Raw genomic sequence first — 20,346 nt, 5'->3', positions numbered from 1 at the left:
CCCCTCGTCTCTCCCCGTGGAGACCCCGCACGGCCGGCGTCAGGCCCACGCCCCCCGCTCGCTCAGCACCGTGCGCAGCGTCTCGATGTGATCGGTCATGATGCCATCCACACCGAGGTCGAGGAGCGCTGCCATCCGCTCCGGTTCGTTCACCGTCCAGACGTGCACCTGGAGTCCGCGTGCGTGCGCCTCGCGCACGAAGCGCCGGTCGACCACCTTGACGCCGTTCTGGCTCTCCGGCACCTGTGCGCACACCGCGCCGGACCGCACTGCCGCAGGGATGCCGTACGAGCGCAGCCGCAGGCCGAGCACGCCGCGCACGCCGTAGGAGGTGGCCAGCCGAGGCCCGCCGAGGCGGTGCGCCCTGGCCACCCGGGCCTCCGAGAACGAGCCGACGCACACCCGGTCCCAGGCATCCGTCCGGCGGATCAGACCGATCAGTGGGACCAGGGCGGACTCGGCCTTGATGTCGACGTTCCAGCGGGCCTCGGGGAACGTCTCCAGCAGTTCCTCGAACAGCGGCAGCGGCTCCCGGCCCGCAACCCTGGCCTGCCGCACCTCGCTCCACGGCAGCTCGGCCATCCGGCCCCGGGCGTCCGTCACCCGGTCCAGAGTGCTGTCGTGGAAGGCCACCAGGCGGCCGTCCGCCGTGGTGTGCACATCGGTCTCGAAGTAGCGGTATCCGGCGTCGGCGGCCCGACGGAACGCGGCCGTCGTGTTCTCGATCCCGCCCGCCGCACCGCCTCGGTGCGCGAAGGGGATCGTCGCGGGATGGTCCAGGTAGGGATGGCGTACGGAGGTCACTTGGGCAGTATGGCCCGATCCGGTGTCCGGGCGGTGGCGTCGCCGCCGTTCGGCCCGCAGGCGTCGGTGGCGCTTTCGCCGGACGCGGCGGCCGGTTCCTCGGCCGGCTTCTCGGTCGGCTTCTCGGCAGGCTTTCCGTCGATGGCGAAGAGGCGCAGGAAGAACTGGGCGAGCGGGCCGATGGCCAGGGCGTACAGCACCGTGCCCGCGCCGAGGGAGCCGCCGAGCACGAAGCCGGTGACCACGACCGCCACCTCGATCAGGGTGCGGACGAGCCGGATGGAGCGGCCGGTACGCAGATGCAGGCCGGTCATGAGCCCGTCGCGCGGTCCCGGGCCGAACCGCGCGGCGATGTACAGCCCCGTCGCGACGCCGTTGACCGCGATGCCCACGACCATCACGGCGATCCGTGCGGCGAGGCCGTGCACATCGGGTACGAGCGCGAGCGTGCCGTCCATGGCGATGCCTACGGCGAAGACGTTGGAGACGGTGCCGAGGCCGGGGCGCTGCCTGATCGGTATCCACAGCAGCAGAACGACGGCGCCGACGATGATCGACACGACTCCGATGGACACCCCGGTGCGCTCCGCGAGGCCCTGATGCAGCACCCCCCAGGGTTCGAGACCGAGGCCGGCGCGGACCAGGAGCGCCGAACTCGCCCCGTACAGCGCGAGGCCGACGTACAGCTGCATGAGCCTGCGTGTGACGTGCGCCCCGCGAGGGACGGGCGTGATGGACAAGAGGTGCCCCCCTGATGTGGTGGTAGTGGACTGGCGCATGTCACTCTGTGGCAGGGGATTGGCTGCCAACTATGGCCAATCCGAGGAAGGTGGACTGATTTTCATGGCGCAGTGGACTTCGGCGGTCGGCGCGGCACAGCTCGCCCGGCAGCTCCAGGCCCAACAGCCCCGGTCCGCCGTACCGGGTGCTCGCCGGCCGCCCGCGTATCGCGCGCTGGCCGACGGGGTGCGTCTGCTCGTCCTCGAAGGCCGGGTGCCGGTCGCCGCCCGGCTCCCCGCCGAGCGCGAACTGGCGCTCGCCCTGTCCGTCAGCCGCACGACCGTCGCCGCGGCGTACGAGGCACTGCGGACCGAAGGGTTCCTGGAGTCCCGCCGGGGAGCCGGCAGCTGGACCGCCGTGCCCGCGGGCAACCCGCTGCCCGCACGCGGCCTGGAACCGCTTCCCCCGGAGTCGCTCGGTTCGATGATCGATCTGGGCTGCGCGTCGCTGCCCGCCCCCGAACCGTGGCTGACCCGGGCGGTCCAGGGCGCCCTGGAGGAGCTCGCACCGTACGCCCACACCCACGGCGACTACCCGGCAGGTCTGCCCGCGCTGCGGCAGATGATCGCCGACCGCTACACGGGCCGCGGCATCCCGACCATGCCCGAACAGATCATGGTCACCACCGGCGCGATGGGCGCGATCGACGCGATCTGTCACCTCTTCGCGGGCCGCGGCGAGCGGATCGCGGTGGAGTCCCCCAGCTACGCCAACATCCTGCAGCTGATGCGGGAGGCGGGTGCCCGGCTGGTGCCGGTGGCGATGGAGGAGGGACTCGGCGGCTGGGACATGAACCGGTGGCGGCAGGTCCTGCGTGACGCGGCGCCGCGGCTCGCCTATGTCGTCGCCGACTTCCACAACCCCACCGGTGCGCTGGCCGACGAGGACCGGCGACGCGATCTGGTGGAGGCCGCCCGTTCCGCCGGTACGGTCCTGGTCGTCGACGAGACGATGAACGAGCTGTGTCTCGACCCCGACGTACGGATGCCGCGCCGGGTCTGCGCCTTCGATCCGGCGGGCTCCACCGTGCTCACGGTCGGATCGGCGAGCAAGGCCTTCTGGGCCGGTATGCGGATCGGCTGGGTGCGTGCGGCCCCCGATGTGATCCGCAGCCTGGTGGCCGCCCGCGCCTACGCCGACATGGGGACGCCCGTCCTGGAGCAGCTCGCCGTCAACTGGCTGATGCGCACCGGAGGCTGGGAGGAGGCCGTGCAGGTCCGCCGTGAGCAGGCGCGGGACAACCGGGACTCGCTCGTCGCCGCCCTCCGCCGCGAGCTGCCGGACTGGGAGTTCTCCATTCCGCGCGGCGGGCTGACGCTCTGGGTGCGCACGGGCGGACTCTCCGGTTCCCGCCTCGCGGTGGCGGGGGAGCGGGTGGGCGTGCGTGTGCCCTCCGGACCCCGGTTCGGTGTCGACGGCGCCTTCGAGGGGTATGTGCGGCTGCCGTTCACGGTCGGCGGGCCGGTCGCGGACGAGGCGGCGGCACGGCTCGCGGCGGCGGCCCGGCTGGTGGGTTCGGGGGCGGGTGCGGGGGTGGAGGCACCGAGGACGTTCGTCGCCTGACCGGCGGGGCGGGCGCGGGGGTGACGGACCGGGTCGTCCCTCACCCGCGCCCCCGCCCCGTACCGGCCCGTTCAGTCGCCGACCTTCATGCTCTCGACGGCGACGGCCGCGGTCAGAGGGTGCGGCATCGCCGGGTCCGGGACGTTCACCTCGACCGGCACGGGCTCCTCGACGGCCTCGACCGCGACGGCCGCCCCGTCCGGCGCCTGCCGGCCGGGAAGCAGGCCGAGGACTGCCTGCCGCTGTGCCTCACTGGTCGCCTCGTCGTACGGGTCGGGGGTGGCCGGCACCTGGAGCCGCAGCACGGGACCGGTGCCGAGACGTGCGTACCCCCGGCCGGGGAGGACATCCGGCGTCGGGGTGGTGTGCGGCTCCACGCCGAGCACCGACTCGACCTGGTCGCGGGAGCAGTGGCCGAGGACGACCCGGGCCCGGGTATGCGTCCGTACGGTCTCGCCGAGGGCGTCCAGGCTGTCGAACTGGTCGGTCATGACCACGGTGACGTTGGCCGCCCTGCCGTGCCGCAGCGGTACCTGGAGCAGTTCCTGGGGGTCCGGCCTGCCGTCGGCGGCCGCCAGATGGCCGAGGACGCTGGGCCGGTCCAGCAGGATCCAGAGCGGGCGCCTGATGTCATCGGGGGCGGGGTGGCCGGACTGCCGTGCCCGGTTCGCGGCGATCAGTCGCCGCTCCGTCTCGTGGGCCGCCCACTCCAGGGTCGCCAGCGCGCCGGCCGGCCCGCACTCCACGGCCAGCACGCCGTCGCGTCCGGTCAGGCAGGCGTACTCGCCGGTCCCGCTTCCTTCGATGATCAGGATGTCGCCGTGCTGGAGGGCCTGCAGCGCGATGGCGCGCATCAGTGTGGTGGTGCCGCTGCCGGGCTGCCCCACGGCCAGCAGATGCGGCTCGGTGGAGCGGGCCCCCGTCCGCCAGACGACCGGTGGCGCGTCGCGGGTCGCGTCGCCGTCGTGCACGGGAACGGTGCGCTGTACCGCGTCGTCGTCGGTGAACCCCAGCACGGTCTCACCGGGTGCGGTGACGAAGCGCTGGGCCCCGATCGAAGTGGGCAGGGCGTCGAGCACGGTCATGACGAGTTGGTTGCCCTCCTCGTCCCAGGCGAAGTGGTACTCCCGGCCACGGCCCGACTTCGCGTGCAGCAGCCGCTCGATCCGGCTGCGGGAGGCGGCCTCGCTGTCGGTGAAGTAGGCGGGGTACGTCACCCGGAGGCGGGTCAGGCGCCCGTCTCCGTCGAACTCGTATTCGCTGAAAGCCTTGTCCCAGTCGCCGCCGTGGGAGAACAGCGGGCTCGGGTCCTCGGCCGCGGAGAAGTACGGCACGAGTGCTTCGTACAGCGACCGGAGCCGCCCGGTCTCCGCCTCGCCGGGACCGGTCTTCACCGGAGTCCGCTCCCGCCCCTTCCACGCGGCGGCGCCCATCACCGCGACCAGGGTGATCACGGACCCGTACGGGATCGTCGCGACGACGAGCAGGCAGGCCGCGACGGAGAACAGCGCCGGACCACGCTTGTCCTTGGGCGTCGCGGCCCACTTCTGCCGTCCGGCACCGGCGAGCAGCCGCAGACCACGCGTGATCGTGATCAGTGGATGGAGGACATCGGTGGCGTTGTCGGTGGCCGTGCGCGCGAACTCGCGACTGCGAGCGATCGGGGCGCTGCCGCTGCTCAGAATGCGGGGGAGTGGTCGCCGGGCCACGTCGGTCTCCTGAAGGGGTGGGAGCGGTCGGGGGGGTCAGAACTTGATCCCGCCCAGGAGGCCGGCGAGACTCGCGCCGCCCGCCGTGATGCTCGGGGCGATGGCGGTGCCCGCCAGGTAGAAGCCGAACAGGGCAGTGACGAGGGCGTGCGATGCCTTGAGGCCGTCCTTCCTGAAGAACAGGAAGACGATGATGCCGAGGATGACTACGCCTGACATGGACAGGATCATGAGAAGTTCTCCTGGTTGGGGGGACAGTCACCATGAGTCCTTCCAGGTTCACCAGAAGTATCTATACGATAAAAGCCGCATTCGAGTGAAAAGTCTGTATTTTCACTGGATTGGCCGACAAGGGTTGTCGTTGGGGTGCCGGGGTGACGGAACATGCGGAGCCGCGTGCTCCGCCGCCCTCGCGGGATGTGATCCTCTGCCTCGGGCGGGCCGGGTGATGTGTGCGGCCGGGCAGTACCCTGTCGGTTCACTCGTACGGCCCCCACGGCGTACGGCCCGGCAGGTCAACAGTGGTGAAACCGGATAATGGAAGGCGGTCCGTCCGATGAGTGAAACCCCCGATCCCGAGGTGGTCGAGCTGGCGACGAAGGTCTTCGACCTGGCCCGCCAGGGGGAGACGGACACGCTCGCCGCGTATGTCGACGCCGGCGTCCCCGCGAACCTGACCAACGACCGCGGTGACTCGCTGGTGATGCTGGCCGCCTATCACGGTCACGCCGCGGCGGTCACCGCGCTCGTCGCCCGTGGCGCCGACCCGGACCGGGCCAACGACCGCGGGCAGACGCCGCTCGCCGGAGCCGTCTTCAAGGGCGAGGGTGAGGTGATCGAGGCGCTGCTCGCCGCAGGGGCCGACCCGGCGTCCGGAACGCCCTCCGCGCTGGACACCGCGCGCATGTTCGGCAAGGCCGACCTGCTGGAACTCTTCGGCGCCCGCTGACCGGGTACGCCGTAAATGTGGTCGCGGTGGCGAAATGGCTGGGTCATCATGACGTCTCGGGCCCGGTTCGGGCCACGGACGAGAGGCAGAGGAAGATGGTCTACACCAAGCAGAAGACGGCGGTCGGCCGATCATGTTGCTGCGCGGCGTAGTGCCCCACCCGGCACTTGGAACTGCACAGTCCCGGTTGCGTCGACAGCTTGATGTGAGGCTTTTTCCATGTTTGATCCGTTCATAGCGCCGAGCGGCACCCTGCTCGGCCTGCTGCAGAGGGGCCGTGGCGACGGCACGCTCCACGCACTCGCCGCACCACGCCCCGAGGCCCTGGCGGCTCTCAACCACTGTGTCCTGAGCGATCCGCGTCACGACTGGCAGGTGGAGAACCGCTCGCTCTACTACGCACGCCTGTATCTCGACCTCGACGGCGGCATCGAGGAGATCGAGCGCCACCTGTGCGATCCCGACGACCACCTCGACACCGACGACTCCCGCACCGGGCTGGCCCTCGCCGTGCTCGGCCACCTCGCCTCGTACGGACGGGACGACGCGCTGGCCCTGCTGCGGCGGTACGCCGCGACCGGAGCCAACTGGGCCTGGGCCCTGGACGAGCTCGCCCTGCGCGACGACGACGCAGGGCTGCGCGCCCTCGCCGTACCCGTGCTCGGCCGGTTCCCGGACACCGAGGACGGCGCCGCCGAGCTGGCCGCAGCCGTACGGGACGCCTACGAACCCCGTCCCTGGCGGCTCTGGGCCGACGACCCGCGCGAAGCGGTCGGGGCCAGGATCAGGGCCGCCTCGGAACAGGGCTCCTTCGACCGCTGGCAGCGGCAGATGCGGCCCGGCGGCCCCCGCCCCGGCTGGAGCGTCCAGGCCGTCTTCGACTGGGCCCAGCAGGGAATCGAACGCGGCAGTGTCCTCCATGTCCCGGCCGCGCGCTGCCTCGCCGCCGTCGCCGGTCCCGAGGACCGGTCCACGATCGTCGAGGCCGCCCGCAGCGGCCCCGACGGCGCCCGCTGCGCCGCGCTGCACTACCTGGCCGAGGCCAGGGATCCCGCTGTGCTCGACCTGATCGAGGCCGCCGCGGTCAGCGTCTCGCGCACCGTCGCCGACGCGGCGGTCGCCGCCTTCGAGCGGATGTGCGGTGACGCGGCGGTGGACCGTGCCAGGCGCTGGGCCAGGCGGCCCGACGCGCTCGGTGCCTCCGCGGCCGGTGTGCTCGCCTGCCGGGGCGGGGCCCAGGACGCCCCACTGGTCCTCGGCGCACTCCGCGAGGCCGTAAGGGGCGAGGGGCCGGACGCCCCACGCCTGTGGACCCTCGTCGACGGAACGGGCCGGCTGGGCATCGCCTGTGCCGCCCCCGTACTGCGCCATGTCTACCGGGAGACGTCCTCCTCGCATCTGCGTGGTCGGGCGGCGCGCGCACTGGCCGCGACCGACCCCTCCTTCGCCACCGGCTTCGCCGTCGAATGCCTGTGGGACTGCGAGGAGACCACCCGTGAGGTCGCCGCACTCCATGCGGAGACCGGCGACATCAGGGTCGCCGAGCGACTGCGCCGGCTGGCCGCCGACCCGGCCGAGGAGGCAGAGGTGCAGACGGCGGTACGCAGCAGGATCGGGCCCGACACCCCGGCGGTCTGACCCGTACGCACAGCGGCGCGCGTCGGGGGCGCGCGGCGCGAAGGGGCGAGCGGCGCGTCGAGGGCGGGCTCGGCTCGAACGCTCACGGGCCGTTCCGCGGCCGGAAAGATCCAAGTCGGCTCCGCCACGTCCGGCACGGCGACAACACCCGTATGCGTGTCGTCATCGTCACCGAATCCTTCCCTCCCGATGTCAACGGCGTGGCCCACTGCGCCCTGCAGACCGCCCGGCACCTCGTCGGCCGCGGCCACGAACCGCTCGTCGTCGCACCCGCCCCGGCCGGCGCGACGACCACGTCCCGTCGACCCCTCGGTGCCGTGACGGCGGCGGTCGGCGTGCTCGCCGCCGATCCCGTGCGCGCGGCGGCCTACGGCGCCGCCGGCCGGGCCGCTGTCGAGGGCCGGACCTGGCAGGCCGTGGGTGACCGACTGCTCGACCACTACGACGAGGTGCTGCGCGACCGGACGGCGGTGGCGGCATGACCGGCCGCGAACGGCGCACGGTCATCGTCCGGCTGGCGAACTTCGTCACCCCGTCGTCGGGCGGCCTGCGCACCGCCCTGGAGGAGCTCGGCCGCGGCTACCTCGCGGCCGGGCACGAACCGGTGCTCATCGTGCCCGGCGACACCCGGAGCGAGGAGCGCACCGCCCAGGGAAGGGTGATCACGCTCCCCGGTCCGGTCCTTCCGGGCAGCGGCGGCTACCGCGTACTGGCGGACCGGCGCAGGCTCCGCCACCTCCTGGAAACGCTGCGGCCCGACCGTCTTGAGGTCTCCGACCGCACCACGCTGCGCTGGACGGGGGCGTGGCCGCGCCGTGCCAGGGTGCCGGCCGTGATGATCTCCCACGAGACCGCCGACGGGGTGCTGCGCACCTGGGGCGTCCCGGCCGGGCCCTGGAGGCACTCGCCGGGCTGCGGCACCGAGGTGTGCGCGCGGCGCTGGTCGTCGCGGGCGACGGACCGTTGCGGACGGGCCTGGAGAGCAGGGCGAGGGCGCACCGGCTGCCGGTCGAATTCCTCGGCCATGTGCGGGACCGCGAGTGCCTGGCGGATCTGCAGGCGGCGGCCGACATCTGCCTGGCGCCCGGACCCGCCGAGACGTTCGGCCTGTCGGCCCTGGAGGCGCTGGCCTGCGGCACCCCGGTCGTGGCGAGCGCGAGCTCCGCGCTGCCCGAGGTGATCGGTGCCGCGGGGGTCGCCGCCCCGGACACGGGAGAGGCGTTCGCCGCCGGGGTACGGCAGTTGCTCGGGCGCCCGGAGGACGAGCGCCGGGCCATGGCGAGGCGACGGGCCGAACTCTTCGGCTGGGACCGCTCGGTGGCCGCGTTCCTGGCGGCGCGCGATGTGCCGGACCTGGGCGGGATCGCGGAGGCACGGGCATGAGCGGGGCGGCGCGGTGCGGCGTTCCACGGCCCTGCGTCACCCGGGGAGCCGCCCGCGCCGCCTGGCCCGTTGTCCGTGGAGCGGGTCAGTATGGGGGGATGAGCGGACGCTGGGACTTCTGGATCGACCGTGGCGGGACGTTCACCGATGTGGTGGGACGAGACCCCGACGGAGACCTGGTCACCCGCAAGCTGCTCTCCCACGACCCGGACCGCTACCGCGACGCCGCCGTGGCCGGCATCCGGGGCCTGCTCGGCCTCGGCCCCGCCGACCCGGTCCCCGCCGACCGGGTCGGCACGGTGAAGATCGGCACGACGGTCGCCACCAACGCCCTGCTGGAGCGGCACGGCGAGCCGACCGTCCTGGTCATCACGGAAGGCTTCCGGGACGCTCTGCGCATCGCCTACCAGAACAGGCCGAGGCTCTTCGACCGCCGGATCCTGCTGCCCGAGGCCGTGTACGAGCGGGTGATCGAGGTCCCCGAACGGATCGACGCCCGCGGCGGGGTCGTGACCCCACTGGACCGGGAAGCGGTGGCCGAGCGGCTCAAGGCCGCACGGGCCGATGGTCTGCGCAGCGCGGCCGTCGTCCTGATGCACGGCTACCGCCACCCCGCGCACGAGAGCGCCGTGGCCGCCGTGGCCCGCGAGGCGGGCTTCACCCAGGTCAGCTGCTCGCACGAAGTGAGCCCGCTGATCAAGCTCGTGCCACGCGGTGACACCACCGTCGTCGACGCCTACCTCTCGCCGATCCTGCGCCGGTACGTCGACGAGGTCGCTGGCGAACTCAAGGGCATCCGGCTGATGTTCATGCAGTCCAACGGCGGCCTGCGCGAGGCCTCCCACTTCCGGGGCAAGGACGCGGTGCTCTCCGGCCCCGCCGGTGGTGTGGTCGGCATGGCCCGTACGTCCGAACAGGCCGGATTCGACCGGGTCATCGGCTTCGACATGGGTGGCACATCCACCGATGTGTCGCACTACGCGGGCGCGTTCGAACGCGAACTCGGCACCCGGGTCGCCGGCGTGCGGATGCGCGCCCCCATGATGAACATCCACACCGTCGCGGCCGGCGGCGGCTCCGTCCTGCACTTCGACGGCCACCGCTACCGGGTGGGCCCCGACTCGGCGGGCGCGGTCCCCGGCCCGGCCTGCTACCGCCGTGGCGGGCCGCTGACCGTCACCGACGCCAATGTGATGCTCGGCCGGGTCCAGCCCGCACACTTCCCGGCCGTCTTCGGACCCGACGGCGACCTCCCCCTCGACGCGGATCTCGTCCGCGAACGCTTCGACGCGCTCGCCGAGGACGTGGCGCGTGCCACCGGAACGCGGCGCACGGCGGCCGAGGTCGCCGCCGGATTCCTGGAGATTGCCGTGCTCAACATGGCCAACGCGGTCAAGAAGATCTCCGTACAGCGCGGGCACGACATCACCCGCTACGCCCTGACGGGCTTCGGCGGCGCCGGAGGCCAGCACGTCTGCGCCGTCGCCGACGCCCTGGGCATCGACACCGTCCTCGTACCGCCCCTGGCCGGCGTGCTGTCCGCGTACGGCATCGGTCTCGCCGACGCCACCGCCATGCGCGAACAGTCCGTGGAGGCGGAACTGAACGAGGCGACATGGACCCGGCTCGGCGGACTCTGCGACGAACTCGCCGCCCGCACCCGCGCCGAACTGCGGGCCGACGCCGTCCCGGACAGCGCGATCAGCACCCACGCCCGGGTCCTCCTGCGCTACGCCGGTACGGACTCCAGCCTGTCCGTCGACCTGGACACCGCACCCGCCATGGCCGAGGCGTTCACCGCGCAGCACCGCGCACGCTACGCCTTCACCATGGACAAGCCCCTGGTCGTCGAGGCGGTGTCGGTCGAGGCGACCGGAACGGCGGGGCGGCACGCACCGGGCACGGCCGACCGTGCTCCTCGTACGAGCTCACCGCCCCGACCCCACGACACCGTAAGGATGTTCGCGGAGGACCGATGGCAGGACACCCCGCTCCACCGACGTGAGGAACTGCGCCCCGCGGCCACCGTGACCGGCCCCGCCGTCATCGCGGAGGCGGACGCCACCACCGTCGTCGACCCCGGCTGGCAGGCCATCCGCGCCGACACCGGGCATCTCCTGCTCACCCGCGTCCGCCCGCGCCCGGACCGGACGGCCGTCGGCACCCGCGTCGACCCCGTCATGCTGGAGATCTTCAACAACCTCTTCATGTCGATCGCCGAACAGATGGGCGTGCGACTGGAGAACACGGCACACTCCGTCAACATCAAGGAGCGGCTCGACTTCTCCTGCGCCCTTTTCGACGCGGAGGGCAATCTGATCGCCAACGCCCCGCACATTCCCGTCCACCTCGGCTCGATGGGGGAGTCCATCAAGGAGGTGCTCCGGCGCAACGGCGGAGCGATGCGGCCCGGTGACGTGTACGCCATCAACGATCCGTACCACGGGGGCACGCACCTGCCCGATGTGACCGTTGTGACGCCCGTGTTCGACGAGAGCGGTGACGAAGGACCCCGGCTCCGCTTCCTCGTCGCCTCACGCGGACACCACGCCGAGATCGGCGGCATCACCCCCGGCTCGATGCCCGCCTTCAGCCGCACCATTCACGAGGAGGGGGTGCTCTTCGACAACTGGCTGCTGGTACGGGACGGCAGGCTCCGCGAGGCCGAGACGCGCGAGCTGCTCACCGGTGCCGCCCACCCCTCCCGCGACCCGGACACCAACCTCGCCGACCTGCGCGCCCAGATCGCCGCGAACGAGAAGGGCATCGCCGAACTGCGCCGCATGGTGGAGCAGTTCGGTCCCGATGCGGTCGCCGCGTACATGGGACACGTACAGGACAACGCCGAGGAGTCCGTCCGCCGGATCATCGCCGAACTGCGCGACGGTAGCTACCGCTACGAGACCGACAACGGTGCGGTCATCGAGGTCGCCCTCACCGTGGACCGGGCCACGCGCGGTGCGGTCATCGACTTCGCCGGCACCTCACCGCAGCAGCCGGGGAACTTCAACGCGCCGAAATCCGTGGTCATGGCGGCGGTGCTGTACGTCTTCCGGACCCTGGTCGCCGACGACATCCCCCTCAACAGCGGCTGCCTCAAGCCCCTGGAAGTCAGAATTCCGCAGGGCTCCATGCTCGCCCCCGTCCATCCGGCGGCCACCGTAGCGGGAAACGTGGAGACGTCCCAGGCCGTCACCGGCGCCCTGTACGCGGCGCTCGGCATCCAGGCAGAGGGTTCGGGAACCATGAACAACCTCACCTTCGGCAACGAACGGGTCCAGTACTACGAGACCGTGGCGAGCGGGTCGGGCGCGGGCGACGGCTTCGACGGCGCCGACGCCGTGCAGACCCACATGACCAACTCCCGCCTCACCGACCCCGAAATCCTCGAATGGCGCTACCCCGTGCTGCTGGAGAGCTTCCGGGTACGGGACGGCAGCGGGGGCGCGGGGCGCTGGCACGGCGGCTGCGGCGTGGAGCGGCGCATCCGATTTCTCGAACCCGTCACGGTGGCGCTGCTCTCCGGACACCGCCGGGTCCGGCCCTACGGAATGGCGGGCGGCGAACCCGGCGCTGCCGGCGAGCAGTACGTCGAGCGCGCGGACGGCCGGACCGTCACGCCGCTGCGCGGCTGTGACACGGCCGACCTGCAGCGGGGGGACGTACTCGTGCTCCGCACACCGGGCGGCGGGGGCTACGGAGCCCCGGATTCGGCCCCGGACGGCCGTCCCGGGCGCCCCGCCGAACAGGAGTGAGGCCGCCGCCTGCGGACTCCCGGCAACGGGTCGCTTCTGCGCCGTTTCGACCGTTGTCAGTCCGAGGACCTAATCTGTGCAGCGTGACTTCGCCTGCCTACACGGACAACGCTGCGCCCCAGCTCAGCGCGGGGCCGCGGCCCGCCCCGGGCCCGGCCGCCGACGAGGGGCTCTCGCGGCGGCTGCGAGCGCTCGCCTGTACGGCGCCGCTGCACGACCTCGATGTGCGCAAGGCGAATCTGGCCGGTGAGTACACGATCTACACGATGGCCGAGATCGCGCTCGCCGCCATCGACCTCGTCACCCTCAACATGGACTTCGACACGGGTGCCGACCACGACCAGATAGTGACCAGGGTCCTTCCCCGCGTCGCCGCCCAGGCCCCGGACCGCCCGGCCGCCGAGCACGAGCGGGTCGCCCGCTGGGTGCTGGAGAATCTGATCAATGTCGGCAGCGTCGACCGTGGATTCCGTGCGGTGTACGGAACTTTCGGCCCTGATGGGGTGTATGTCCGCCGCGATTACGACTTCAAGCTGATCGAAGAGGTCCCGGGGCACGGCGGCACCGTCTTTCTCCGGGCCACCGACGAAGCGGTCAACGTCCTGGTCGGAGCCCTCGACACGGACGTCACCAGCGCCCAGATCGCCGCCGAGGTGAAGCTGGAGGTCCTCATCAGCCGGGGCCGCCTCGCGGACGCGCAGCTCGCCGCCGAGCAGGCCCGCTACCGCACCGTGCAGTACGCGGAGACCCTGCGCAAGACGCTGGAGGCCACCCGGCGCAACGTCCGGGCCGTAGACTGGCTCAACGCCGTGCCCGACATGATCGCCGAAGCGCTCGACCACGTCGCCGACCGCTACCGCCACGAGAACGCGATCCTCACCAACATCCGCAAGGCACGCGACGAGGCGGAGGAGCCCGAGCACAAGCGGCGCGCCGCCGAGCTCGTCGACATCGTCAAGGACTGCATCCGCCGCCACACCCAGCTGCAGTCCCGTCTGCTGGAGGCCGGACCGCTGTTCCGCGCCGAACAGGACCGGCAGGCGTTCGCCACCCCCGCGGCCCGCACCGGCCTCGATCTGTACGGTCAGCTGGTCGGCCCGCTGCTCCCGCTCCCCGTCGAACACGCCATCCGCGTCACGGACGCCTTCTTCGCCCACGGCACCGGACTGCGCACCCCCACCTCGGTGCGGGTGGGCGACCTCGTCGACATGCTGCTCACGCCACCCCTGGAACGCGAGCACCTGGGCGCAGAGATGCCCGAACCCGACCTGATCGCCACTCCGGACGACAGCAGGTTCAGCGAGGAGCAGCTCGCGAGCGCCATGGAACTCCTGGATCTGGAGCACGACGCCCCGCGCCGGCTCTCCGGACTCCTCGCCGAGGCCCGGCGCCGCGATCCCGAACTGCCGTACCTGGTCGCCCTGCTCGCGGTGCACGCCGCGAGCCCGCCGGTCGGCACCGCCTACCGGCAGGGCGAGCAGCGTCTGTTGTTCTCCGTCGACGACGGGACGCAGCTCGACGATCCGGAGTTCGGCGGCGCGGACCTGATAGTGGGTACGGCCCTGCTGGACGCGGCCGGAATGGCCGCGGACCGCTCGGAGGCGTCATGAGGGGCGCGCCGTGGGAGGCGCACGAGTCGCCGATCCGACCGGCGCACCTCGTCCGGGAGCGTCGCCGCCCCGCCGGAGCCGTGCCGCTCGGGACGGACAGGGCGAGAGCCGGCGTCATCCACCCCGTCCACCCCGTACCGAAGAGTTTCCGCAGCAAGGAGCGACAGTCGTGAGCGACCACCGCGCACAGCACGCCGACGCGTGGAGCGAGCCGACCGCCGCGTACGCGACCGAGAGTCCGGCCTCCGCGGACCCGGCCGGGCCCGCCGCCACCGCACCCGTCACGCCGGCCGACGCGGCCGACGCGGCCCGGCTCGTCGCCTTCGGACTCCAGCCCAAACTGCTGCCCGCACGCGACGCCGAATACGCCGAACTGCTCCGCCGCTACCGGGAGGAGCCCGCTTTCGCCCGGCTCGCCGACGCCGTGGCGACCGGACTCGGCCTGGTCGTGCTGGAGGTGTCCACCCGCGCCGGGATGGCCGTCACCGCAGGTGAGGACTCGGTCTTCGCGGTCCGCATGGGCGACTACGCCCGTCGCGCGTCGTCCGACTCCGCCGACCGGTTCCTGCACGGGCTCGCACACCTCGCCGTCGCCGCGATGGCCTTCCCCCGTCCCGAGGACCTCGCCGACGACGCGTACATCGGCCGGATCACCGTCAACGGCGTCGACTCGTTCGTGCGCCAGGCGTGCCATCGGCTGGAGGAGCGCGCGGAGGAGGAGGGCGACAACACCGACCCGGCCACCGATGCCCCCGGACTGGAGGCGGCCTGGCGTATCTACGCTCGGCGCAGCGCCACCGGAGCCACGAAGGACGCCCGAAGGCTGGCCGGTTCCACCACCGGCATCGTCGGCAAGGCCGTCGCCTTCCTCACCGATTCGGGCTTCCTCCAGCGCACCGGGGACGACGCCGGAGGCGCCTTCCGTACCACCGCGCGCTACCAGCTCCAGGTCCGAGACATGGCCGGTGGCGCCGCCATGGCCGAGTTGCTGGAGCTCGGAGTCGTACCGGTCACCGACGGAACGGCGACGCTGCTGCCACCGCCCGACGCCGACGACCTGGAGCTGGCCGCCGACGCCGGTCTGCCCTTCCACGCCTGACCGGTCCGCCCCACCACCGCCGTCTCCCCCCGCTCCCTGAACGACGAGAGTCCGCCGCCATGTACGAGCTGTCCCGGGTCCGCCTCTACTCCATCGGGCCTGCCGGCGCGCGCTATGCCGACACCGTGCTCGATCTGCGCGGAGTGGGCGAGCCCGTGCCCAACCCCGCCCCGGCCCAGGCGGAGTTCTTCGAGGAGGAGCCGGTCGGCCCGCCGCGCCGCCCCGCCCCCGCCGGGGTGCTCTTCCTGGAGAACGGCGGCGGGAAGTCGGTGCTGCTGAAGCTGATCTTCTCGGTGATGCTGCCCGGCCACCGCAACACCCTGGGCGGCGCCAGCTCCGGCGTGCTGCGCAAATTCCTGCTCGCCGACGACTGCGGGCATGTCGCCCTGGAATGGCAGCACACTCTCACCGGCGAATGCGTGGTCGTCGGCAAGGTCAGCGAATGGCGTGGACGCCAGGTCTCCAACGACCCCAGGAAGTTCGCCGAGGCCTGGTACTCCTTCCGTCCCGGGCCCGGACTCAGCCTGGACTCCCTGCCGGTCGCCGAGGCCACCTCCGTGCACCGCCCGGTCGAAGGCGTCTCCGGCGCACAGGGCCGACGGCGAACGATGAAGGGCTTCCGCGACGCCCTGACCGAGGCCGGCAAGTTCTACCAGCACCTCGATGTCCACTGGGAGGAGATCCACGACCGCTGGAACGAGCACCTCGGCGACCTCGGACTCGACCCCGAACTCTTCCGCTACCAGCGAGAGATGAACGCCGACGAGGGCGAGGCGGCCGGCCTCTTCGCGGTCAAGAAGGACTCCGACTTCACCGACCTGCTGCTCCGCGCCGTCACCGACACCCGCGACACGGACGGCCTCGCCGACCTGGTGAGCGGCTTCGGCAACAAGCTGGGCCGCCGGGCGGAACTGACCGCGGAGCGCGACTTCACCGCGGGCTCGGTCGATCTGCTCGGCCGGATCGTGGAGGCCACCGCCACCCGTTCCCGTGCCAGGGACATCCACGCGGGGGCCGAACGCCGCACCCGTACGCTCGCCCGCAGGCTCTCCGCCCGAGCGGGCCGGGAGCGCGGCCGGACCGCCGAACTGGCCCAGCAGGTGACGGGCGCCGCGCACACCGTCACCACGGCCGAGGAGGCCCGCAGCCGCAGCGCCCTGATCGCCGCCGAACTGGCCTACCGGCACGCCTCGCTGGCTCTGACCGCGGCGGAGAAGGGTGCGGCCGCCCAGCGTCGCGAGCTGGGTGACGCCCGCACGCTGCACTCCGCCTGGCAGGCCGCCGAGGCCGTGCTGCGCCACCGCGCCGCCGCCGACCGGTCCGCACGGGTCGCCGTCGCCATCCGCGAGGCCGAGCGGGACGCGGCGCCCGCGCTCGCCGCCCGGGCAGAGGCCGCCGTCGATCTCGTACGGGCCCTGCACACCGCGGCGGAGGCCGGTGAGCAACTGGCCAACGAGGAGGAAGAGCGCTCCGGCACTCTCCTGGCCGTGGGCGAGACCGCCCACCGCGACGCCACCACCGCCGCCACCGAGGCCCAGCGCGCCCGCAGCGAGGCGGGACATCTGCGCCAGCGCCTCGCCGAGGTCGAGCAGGAGACGGCGCAGGCGGTACGGGCCGGCTGGCTCGACGACACCGCGCCGGACGCCGACCCGGCGCGCGCCGCCCTCGCCGCGAGCGACGCCGAGCAGTCCGCCGTCGCCGCATGGGACACCGCCAGGGAAGCCGCCCGCGCGGCGGCCGATCTGGCCAGGGAGGCCACCGCCGCCGAGAGCCGCGCCGAACTCGCCGCCGCCCGCGCCGCCGACGCCGCACAGGCCGCGGAACAGTCGTACGAGGCCGAGTTGGCCGCCGCCGATTCCCTCGCATCCGACCACCGTCTGGCCGACCTGCTCGGCCTGCCCTCCGTGCAGGGAACCGGCGTGCCCAGGCCCCGCGGCGCGGCGGCCGGCACAAAGACGGACCCCGACGCCCCGTACGGCCGAGGAACGGAAACCGACCCGACCGACACCGACCGACGGCCCGCCGCCACCGGGGCCATCGAGCAGGCGGGTCGGACAGGGCAGTCCGCCCACGGCACGCACACCGTCACGGCCGAACAGCCCGACTCCTACCAACAGCCGCTCACCGCCCAGGAGTTCGACCGCAGCGCCGACGAATTGCGGGAGCTCCTGGATCAGGGCATCGCCTCGGCCGAGCGCCGCCTCTTCGAACTGCGCACCGCGGCCGCCGACGACTCCCGCATCCTCGGCGCACTCGGCGACGGCGGACTGCTGCCGCCCGGCCCCGATGTCCTCGCCACCGTCGAGTACCTCGGCGAGCACGGCATCCCGGCCCTGCCCGGCTGGCGTTACCTCGCCCAGGCCGTCGACCCCGCCGACCACGCGTCCGTACTCGCCGCCCGCCCCGAACTCGTCGACGGTGTGGTCATCACCGACCCCGACTCGCACGCCCGCGCCCGCGACGTCCTGAGCGGCGCCGCCCTGCTGCCGCGCTCCGCCGTCGCCGTGGGCACCGCCGCCGCACTGCTCGCACCCGTCCCGGCGACCGGAGCGGGCACGGCCGCGAGCACCGAAGGGGTCTTCCTCGTCCCGCCGAACCCGGCGATGCACGACGAACACGCGGCCGACGAGGAGCGGCAGGCCCTCAGGAGCAGGGCCGCCGCTCGCGACGAGGACATCCGGATCCTCGCGGCCCGCCTGGCCGGTGACCGCTCCCTCGCCGCCCGTATCGGGTCCTGGCGTGCCGACTGCCCTCCCGGCATGCTGGCCGAGCTGGCCGAGGCCGCGGACACCGCCCGTAAGGCCGCCGAGTCGGCAGAAGCCGCCCTCGCCGAAGCCCGTACCGTGCGCGCCGAGGCCGACGAGGCCGCCGCGGACACCGCCCGTGTCCGCGAGGAGCGCCAGGACGCCGCCCAGCGCGCCCGCCGCGCCGCCGACGCCCTCGCGGGCCTCGCCTTCCGGCTCCGCGAACGCGCGGGCTGGCAGGTGAAACTGCGTGAACTGGTCGACGAGGCGGCCGAGTCCGAGGCCCGTGCCACGGTCTGCCTGGAGCGGGCCCGTGCCGCCGACGAGGACCGCAGGGCCGCCCAGCGCGCCGCCGACGACGCCCGTCGCACCGCCCGTGCGCTGCGTGCCGAACGCGCCGAGATCGCGGGCGCGCCGGAGCACCTCCCGGAGCCCGTGGGCGACACCCCGCGCCCGGCCCTTCCGGCACTGCGGGAGGCGTACCGGGCCGCGTCCCAGCTGTACGAGAAGGTGGGCGTGGGCGCCGACCTGCGCGCCGAGCAGGCCCGTGCGGAGAGCGACGAGAGCGCCGCCCTCGCCGAGCTGGACCGGCTCACCAACAAGGTCCGCACCCGGGCCGCCCAGCTCCTCGAAGGCACGGACGGCGCTGACGGCCCGTCCCGGCAGGCTGCAGCCGCCCGCGCCGAGTCCTTGGTCCACCTGCTGGAGACCAGGGCCTCCACCGCGAGCGAGCAGTTGGGCCGGCTGCGCGGCGAGGCCGAGCGGCTGGCCCCGGTCGACGGCGAGACCCATCACACCGAACTCCCCGACGAACTGGTCCCGGCCGACGCCGAGCAGGCCCAGAACCTCCTGCGCACCGCCACGGCCGAACTGGCCTTTGCCACCGCGGCCCTGGACACCGCACGCGCCGCCCACGCCGAGCTGCTGCACGCCCACCGCACCGCCGAGGACTCGGCAGGCGGCTTCGACGAGACCGCGGCACTTCTGCGCGACCTCCTCAGGGACCACGGCGCGGACGACGACACCGAGGCCCCCGAGCCCTACCCGGGCAGTCTCGACGAGGCCCGGCAGTCGGCCGCCGAGGCCCGCCGTTCGCTGCGCGGCTGCGCCGCCGACCTGTCCGCGGCCGAGAGCGCCGTGAGGGAAGCGAGCGACGTCCTCGTACGGCACGCCAACTACACCCGCTACGAACAGGTCCGTACGCCCGCCCGGCAGCAGATCCGCGAGCTGCCGGCCGCGGCGCTGCCCGAGCACGCCGAGAAGTGGGCGGCGGCCTTCGCACCCCGGCTGCGCGTCCTCACCGACGAGCTGGCCCAGTTGGAGCGCAATCGCGACTCCATCGTCGACCGGCTCCGCGGCCTCGTGGAGTCCGCGCTCACCACCCTCCGCTCCGCCCAGCGGCTCTCCCAGCTCCCCGAAGGACTGGGGGAGTGGTCAGGCCAGGAGTTCCTCCGGATCCGCTTCGAGGAACCCGACCAGGCGACGCTCACCGAACGGCTCGGCGAGGTCATCGACGAGGCCACCCGTGCCGCCCTGAAGAAGAACTCCGATCTGCGCAGGGACGGCATGTCGCTCCTGCTGCGCGGTGTGCAGGCGGCACTGGAACCCAGGGGCATCGCCGTGGAGATCCTCAAGCCGGACGCGGTGCTCCGCGCCGAACGCGTCCCGGTCGGTCAGATGGGCGACGTCTTCTCCGGCGGCCAGCTGCTCACCGCCGCCATCGCCCTGTACTGCACGATGGCCGCGCTGCGCAGCAACGACCGGGGCCGTGACCGGCACCAGCACCGGCACGCGGGCACGCTGTTCCTGGACAATCCCATCGGCCGTGCCAACGCCACCTATCTGTTGGAGCTCCAGCGCGCGGTGTCGGACGCCCTCGGCGTGCAGCTGCTCTACACGACCGGGCTGTTCGACACCACGGCGCTCGCCGAATTCCCGCTGGTCATCCGGTTGCGCAACGACGCTGACCTACGGGCCGGGCTGAAGTACATCAGCGTGGAGGAGCACCTGCGTCCCGGGCTGCCGCAGCAGGACCCGAACGGTGGGACGGTGCACGGCGAGATCACCGCCACCCGCATGTTCAAGCGCACGACGACACCGCCCGAGAGCGCCCGGATCCCCTCCCCGGGCCTGTCCGACGAGTGAGCACGACGAGCAGGCGCGAAACGAGCACGACGAGTCGGCACCACGAGGCAGGCCGCGGGGAACGGGCACGGCGGGTGAGCACAGTGGGCAGGGGCGAGGAACAGGAACACCTCGCGGCGCCCGTCCCTTGATGACACCCCGCCAGGGTCCGGACCTCTCCGCCGGAC

11 protein-coding genes and 2 pseudogenes are annotated in these 20,346 nt (G+C 73.0%); 9 read left to right on the top strand and 4 right to left on the bottom strand.

The window, feature by feature from the left end; all coding sequences use genetic code 11:
* Window positions 1–39: 39 nt before the first annotated feature.
* Together ACF1B9_RS28590 and ACF1B9_RS28585 are read right to left on the bottom strand one after the other, a co-directional pair.
* Complete coding sequence (locus tag ACF1B9_RS28590; protein ID WP_391745390.1) at window positions 40–804, bottom strand: glycerophosphodiester phosphodiesterase; 765 nt, start codon at window positions 802–804, stop codon at window positions 40–42.
* Window positions 801–1,496, bottom strand: coding sequence for a YitT family protein (locus ACF1B9_RS28585; RefSeq protein WP_391745391.1), 696 nt, complete (start codon window positions 1,494–1,496; stop codon window positions 801–803). The genes ACF1B9_RS28590 and ACF1B9_RS28585 overlap by 4 nt, the downstream gene beginning before the upstream one ends.
* A 151-nt stretch (window positions 1,497–1,647) precedes the next feature.
* Between ACF1B9_RS28585 and ACF1B9_RS28580 the strand changes: the two genes are divergently transcribed.
* Window positions 1,648–3,147, top strand: coding sequence for a PLP-dependent aminotransferase family protein (locus ACF1B9_RS28580; RefSeq protein ID WP_391745393.1), 1,500 nt, complete (start codon window positions 1,648–1,650; stop codon window positions 3,145–3,147).
* Between the two features lie 71 nt (window positions 3,148–3,218).
* Here ACF1B9_RS28580 and ACF1B9_RS28575 read toward each other — a convergent pair whose 3' ends face one another.
* Window positions 3,219–4,856 carry a hypothetical protein gene (locus ACF1B9_RS28575; protein WP_391745395.1) on the bottom strand — a complete coding sequence of 546 codons (1,638 nt, stop codon included), beginning with the start codon at window positions 4,854–4,856 and terminating at the stop codon, window positions 3,219–3,221.
* Between the two features lie 36 nt (window positions 4,857–4,892).
* Window positions 4,893–5,087 (bottom strand): hypothetical protein, encoded by a 195-nt coding sequence (locus ACF1B9_RS28570; protein ID WP_018103962.1) that lies wholly within the window; start codon window positions 5,085–5,087, stop codon window positions 4,893–4,895.
* A 325-nt stretch (window positions 5,088–5,412) separates the two neighbouring features.
* On the opposite strand from ACF1B9_RS28570, the gene ACF1B9_RS28565 reads away from it, so the two are divergent.
* From ACF1B9_RS28565 to ACF1B9_RS28530, 8 genes and pseudogenes are all read left to right on the top strand, one after another.
* On the top strand, window positions 5,413–5,805 hold the full coding sequence (locus tag ACF1B9_RS28565) for an ankyrin repeat domain-containing protein (protein WP_391745397.1): 393 nt from the start codon (window positions 5,413–5,415) through the stop codon (window positions 5,803–5,805).
* Window positions 5,806–6,024: 219 nt separating this feature from the next.
* On the top strand, window positions 6,025–7,443 hold the full coding sequence (locus ACF1B9_RS28560; protein WP_391745398.1) for a HEAT repeat domain-containing protein: 1,419 nt from the start codon (window positions 6,025–6,027) through the stop codon (window positions 7,441–7,443).
* 152 nt (window positions 7,444–7,595) lie between these two features.
* Window positions 7,596–7,728 (top strand): annotated as a pseudogene (locus ACF1B9_RS28555) (glycosyltransferase family 1 protein); the annotation flags it as partial.
* 193 nt (window positions 7,729–7,921) lie between these two features.
* A pseudogene (locus ACF1B9_RS28550) lies at window positions 7,922–8,826 on the top strand (glycosyltransferase).
* Window positions 8,827–8,924: 98 nt separating this feature from the next.
* On the top strand, window positions 8,925–12,581 hold the full coding sequence (locus tag ACF1B9_RS28545; protein WP_391745400.1) for a hydantoinase B/oxoprolinase family protein: 3,657 nt from the start codon (window positions 8,925–8,927) through the stop codon (window positions 12,579–12,581).
* Window positions 12,582–12,664: 83 nt separating this feature from the next.
* Entirely contained in the window at window positions 12,665–14,191 is a 1,527-nt protein-coding gene (locus ACF1B9_RS28540) for a hypothetical protein (protein ID WP_391745401.1), read from the top strand.
* Between the two features lie 169 nt (window positions 14,192–14,360).
* On the top strand, window positions 14,361–15,290 hold the full coding sequence (locus ACF1B9_RS28535; RefSeq protein ID WP_391745402.1) for a hypothetical protein: 930 nt from the start codon (window positions 14,361–14,363) through the stop codon (window positions 15,288–15,290).
* Between the two features lie 59 nt (window positions 15,291–15,349).
* Window positions 15,350–20,179: a hypothetical protein gene (locus ACF1B9_RS28530; protein WP_391745404.1), complete on the top strand. Its 4,830-nt coding sequence runs from the start codon at window positions 15,350–15,352 to the stop codon at window positions 20,177–20,179.
* Window positions 20,180–20,346 lie beyond the last annotated feature (167 nt).

Origin of the sequence: Streptomyces sp. NPDC014727 (genome assembly GCF_043083485.1) — a bacterium.
In the GTDB taxonomy this organism is placed as follows: domain Bacteria; phylum Actinomycetota; class Actinomycetes; order Streptomycetales; family Streptomycetaceae; genus Streptomyces.
This window is presented reverse-complemented; position numbering and strand designations above follow the sequence as displayed.

Coding starts and splice junctions, on each gene's coding strand:
- ACF1B9_RS28585 (WP_391745391.1), bottom strand. CDS start 1,496: ATGCAGCTGTACGTCGGCCTCGCGCTGTACGGGGCGAGTTCGGCGCTC.
- ACF1B9_RS28580 (WP_391745393.1), top strand. CDS start 1,648: ATGGCGCAGTGGACTTCGGCGGTCGGCGCGGCACAGCTCGCCCGGCAG.
- ACF1B9_RS28570 (WP_018103962.1), bottom strand. CDS start 5,087: ATGATCCTGTCCATGTCAGGCGTAGTCATCCTCGGCATCATCGTCTTC.
- ACF1B9_RS28565 (WP_391745397.1), top strand. CDS start 5,413: ATGAGTGAAACCCCCGATCCCGAGGTGGTCGAGCTGGCGACGAAGGTC.
- ACF1B9_RS28560 (WP_391745398.1), top strand. CDS start 6,025: ATGTTTGATCCGTTCATAGCGCCGAGCGGCACCCTGCTCGGCCTGCTG.
- ACF1B9_RS28545 (WP_391745400.1), top strand. CDS start 8,925: ATGAGCGGACGCTGGGACTTCTGGATCGACCGTGGCGGGACGTTCACC.
- ACF1B9_RS28530 (WP_391745404.1), top strand. CDS start 15,350: ATGTACGAGCTGTCCCGGGTCCGCCTCTACTCCATCGGGCCTGCCGGC.